The sequence below is a fragment of the Finegoldia magna genome (assembly GCF_018371055.1).
GTDB classification, from domain to species: Bacteria; Bacillota; Clostridia; order Tissierellales; family Peptoniphilaceae; genus Finegoldia; species Finegoldia magna_I.
In genome coordinates this window covers 1-3,233 of sequence record NZ_JAGYZD010000193.1, presented here as the reverse complement: position 1 = coordinate 3,233, position 3,233 = coordinate 1, and the positions used below count along the sequence as shown (strand labels likewise).

4 protein-coding genes are annotated in these 3,233 nt (G+C 31.1%); all 4 read right to left on the bottom strand.

All coding sequences use genetic code 11. The features are described 5' to 3' along the window. Positions 1-280 (bottom strand): CD1845 family protein (locus KHW44_RS07755; protein ID WP_001267200.1); only part of this gene is annotated, 280 nt, incomplete at its 3' end. A gap of 63 nt (positions 281-343) precedes the next feature. Then, positions 344-2,254, bottom strand: a complete 1,911-nt coding sequence (lysS, locus tag KHW44_RS07750; protein ID WP_304068034.1) for a lysine--tRNA ligase — start codon at positions 2,252-2,254, stop codon at positions 344-346. Positions 2,255-2,256: 2 nt separating this feature from the next. Then, positions 2,257-2,736 carry a transcription elongation factor GreA gene (greA, locus tag KHW44_RS07745; RefSeq protein WP_294685492.1) on the bottom strand — a complete coding sequence of 160 codons (480 nt, stop codon included), beginning with the start codon at positions 2,734-2,736 and terminating at the stop codon, positions 2,257-2,259. Between the two features lie 83 nt (positions 2,737-2,819). Continuing rightward, positions 2,820-3,233: tRNA-dihydrouridine synthase (locus KHW44_RS07740; RefSeq protein WP_304068028.1), on the bottom strand; the 414-nt coding region annotated here is incomplete at its 5' end.

Sequence of the window (3,233 nt, the reverse complement as noted above, 5' to 3'; positions counted from 1 at the left end):
AAATTGATTTTATTGTATAGTTTAATAATTCTAATAATCCAATAACATATATACCTAATTTAGGTAATCCAAATGGACTAAATAAAAATGCTAATATTAGTGCTTCAATTACAATTTGCTTGTCTCCTTGAAAAATGCTAGCTATTCCAATTATAAAAATCAAAGTAGAAACTACGCTTAACAACGCAGTACTCAAACTTAATATGAAGGTTAAAAAAGCTATGAGCAAACTCAACACTAATCTTATCGGTAATAAAATTATTCTAATTATCCATCTCATACATACTCCTAAAAATTAAACTGGGATTCATAACAAACCCCAGTTTCATAATTAGCGTGTCCTTTAATATAATTTTGATCCTGCTGGAATATTATCATCCAGCATTATTAAGTTAAGTTTTTCTTCACCGTCATACTCACAAATTGCAGATATAATCATACCTTCTGAGTCGATTCCCATCATCTTACGAGGAGGAAGATTACAAATTGCAAGTAGTGTCTTTCCAATTAAGCTCTCTGCGCTGTAATATTCCTTAATACCAGATAAAATAACTCTTTCTTTTTCAGAACCATCATCTAATGTAAATTTCAAAAGTTTTTTTGACTTAGGAACTTCTTCGCAGTTTTTAACCTTTACAACTCTAAAATCAGATTTTGAGAAAGTTTCAAAGTCTACCATATCTTCAAATAATGGTTCAACTTTCACTTTTGAAAGGTCAATTTCTTCTGTCGTAAGTTTGTCGTAAGTTTCGTAAGTTTCTTTTGACAAACCCCCATTTTCTGCCTTTTCTAAGCCTATTGGCTTCATTGTTGGGAACAACATTATATCTCTGATTGATTCATTGTTAGTTAACATCATTATAAGTCTATCAACACCAATTCCCAAACCGCCTGTTGGTGGAAGTCCTACTTCTAATGCATTCAAGAAATCGTAATCCATCATTTGCGCTTCGTCGTCGCCATTCTCTCTCGCTTCAACTTGCTTTAAGAATCTTTCTTTTTGGTCGATTGGGTTGTTCAATTCACTAAACGCATTTGCGATTTCTTTTGTACATACAAACGCTTCAAATCTGTGAGTATATCTTTCATCATCAGGATTTCTTTTAGCTAATGGACTTACTTCAACCGGATGACCCAATACGAATGTTGGTTGAACTAATTTTTCTTCACAGAAATGTTCAAAACATTCATTGATTACTTCACCACGTGACATATTGTCCCTTATTTCTACATTGTTTGCTTTGGCAACTTCACGAGCTTGTTCATTTGTTTCGATTTCGTCAAAATTAATGTCAGCATATTCTTTAATTGCATCAACCATTGTGATTCTTCTCCATGGTGGTGTAAAGTCAATTTCTGTTTCACCAAATTGAGCTTTAGTAGAACCATTTACTTTTTCACAAACAAATGCAACTAATTGTTCTGTGATATTCATCATATCATTGTAGTCAGCGTATGCTTGGTATAATTCTATTGCCGTGTATTCTGGGTTATGTGTATGGTCCATTCCTTCATTTCGGAACATTCTACCCATTTCATAAACTTTGTCAAATCCACCGACAATTAATCTTTTTAGATACAATTCATTAGCGATACGCAAATACATATCGATATCCAAAGTATTGTGATGAGTAATGAATGGTCTAGCATTTGCTCCACCAGCTATTGTATTCAAAATTGGAGTATCAACTTCCAAGAATCCTCTTGTATCCAAAAATTCTCTGATTGCTGAAATAATTTTAGATCTTTTTATGAATGTATCTTTGATTTCAGGATTCATAATTAAATCTACATATCTTTGTCTATATCTCAAATCAGGATCTTTTAATCCGTGCCATTTTTCAGGTAATATTTGTAATGATTTAGATAATAAAACTACTGATTTTGTTCTAATAGATATTTCCCCACTTTGAGTCTTGAAAATAGTTCCTTCAACACCAACAATGTCCCCAATATCCATATTTTTAACTTTTGCGTAGTTTTCTTCGCCTAATTCATTTACTTTATTAAATAATTGTATTCTGCCAACAGAATCTTGTAAGTCCATGAAATTAACTTTTCCATGGCCTCTTTTGCTCATTATTCTACCAGCTATTTTAACTTCTTTTTCATCAAATTCATCAAAATTATCCAAGATTTCTTTGGTATTATTAGCATTGTCAAATTTTTCATGAACGTATGGATTTTCATTTGCGTCTAATAATTCTTGTAACTTTTGTCTACGAATTTGAAGCATTTCGTTTAAGTTTTCCATTATTATCCTTTCTTTACAGTTAATACCTTTAATTCTACGATTCCACCTGGTGTTTCAACTGTAGTAGTGCCACCAACTTTTAAATTTAACAGAGCTTTTCCTGTTGGTGATTCATTTGAAATTCTACCTTCAAAAGGATCAGCTTCTGCTGTTCCCACTATTTTATAAGTCATTTCTTTGTTTGACTTTAAGTTTTTGTAAGTTACTGTTGATCCAACTGTCACAACATCTTTTTGATTTTCGTCATCTTGAATTACTTTTGCATATAGTAGCAAGTTTTCAAGATAGTTGATTCTTTCTTCTACTTGTGCTTGTTCATTCTTAGCTTCATCATATTCTGCATTTTCAGAAAGGTCGCCAAATCCTCTGGCAACTTTGATTTTCTCAGCTATTTCTGTTCTACGAGTAGTCTTTAAAAACTCAAGTTCTTCTTTGTGTTGATCTAAGCCTTCTTGAGTTAATAAAAATTCTTTATCTGCCATAATCTATTCTCCTTATTTTAACCATATATTTTAAAATTATATAACAAAAGGCATAATTGTCAAGTTTTTAGTATATGATTAAACTATTCATTTTTAAATTCATCTAGTATTTTATATATTTGATCAATATCTGTTAATTGATTGATTTCATTTTTAACTCTATTAGAATTTTTAAAGCCTTTTAGATACCATTGAATGTGTTTTCTCATTTCTAAAATAGCACGTCTTTCTTCATAAAATTCTAATTTTAATTGCATGTGCTTTTTTATTGTATCTATTACTTCTTCTTTTGTTTTAGTCTCATCATCACTGAAAATAAATGGGTTTTGCATTGCTCCTCTTGCCAACAAAACTCCATCGCAATTTGAGTATTCCATGTTTCGTTTTATGTCTGCTTTTGTAAAACAATCTCCATTTCCAAAAACAGGAATATTCACAGCTTCAACTAATCGTTTAATATGATACCAATCAGCTTCTCCTGAATAAAACATTTTTCT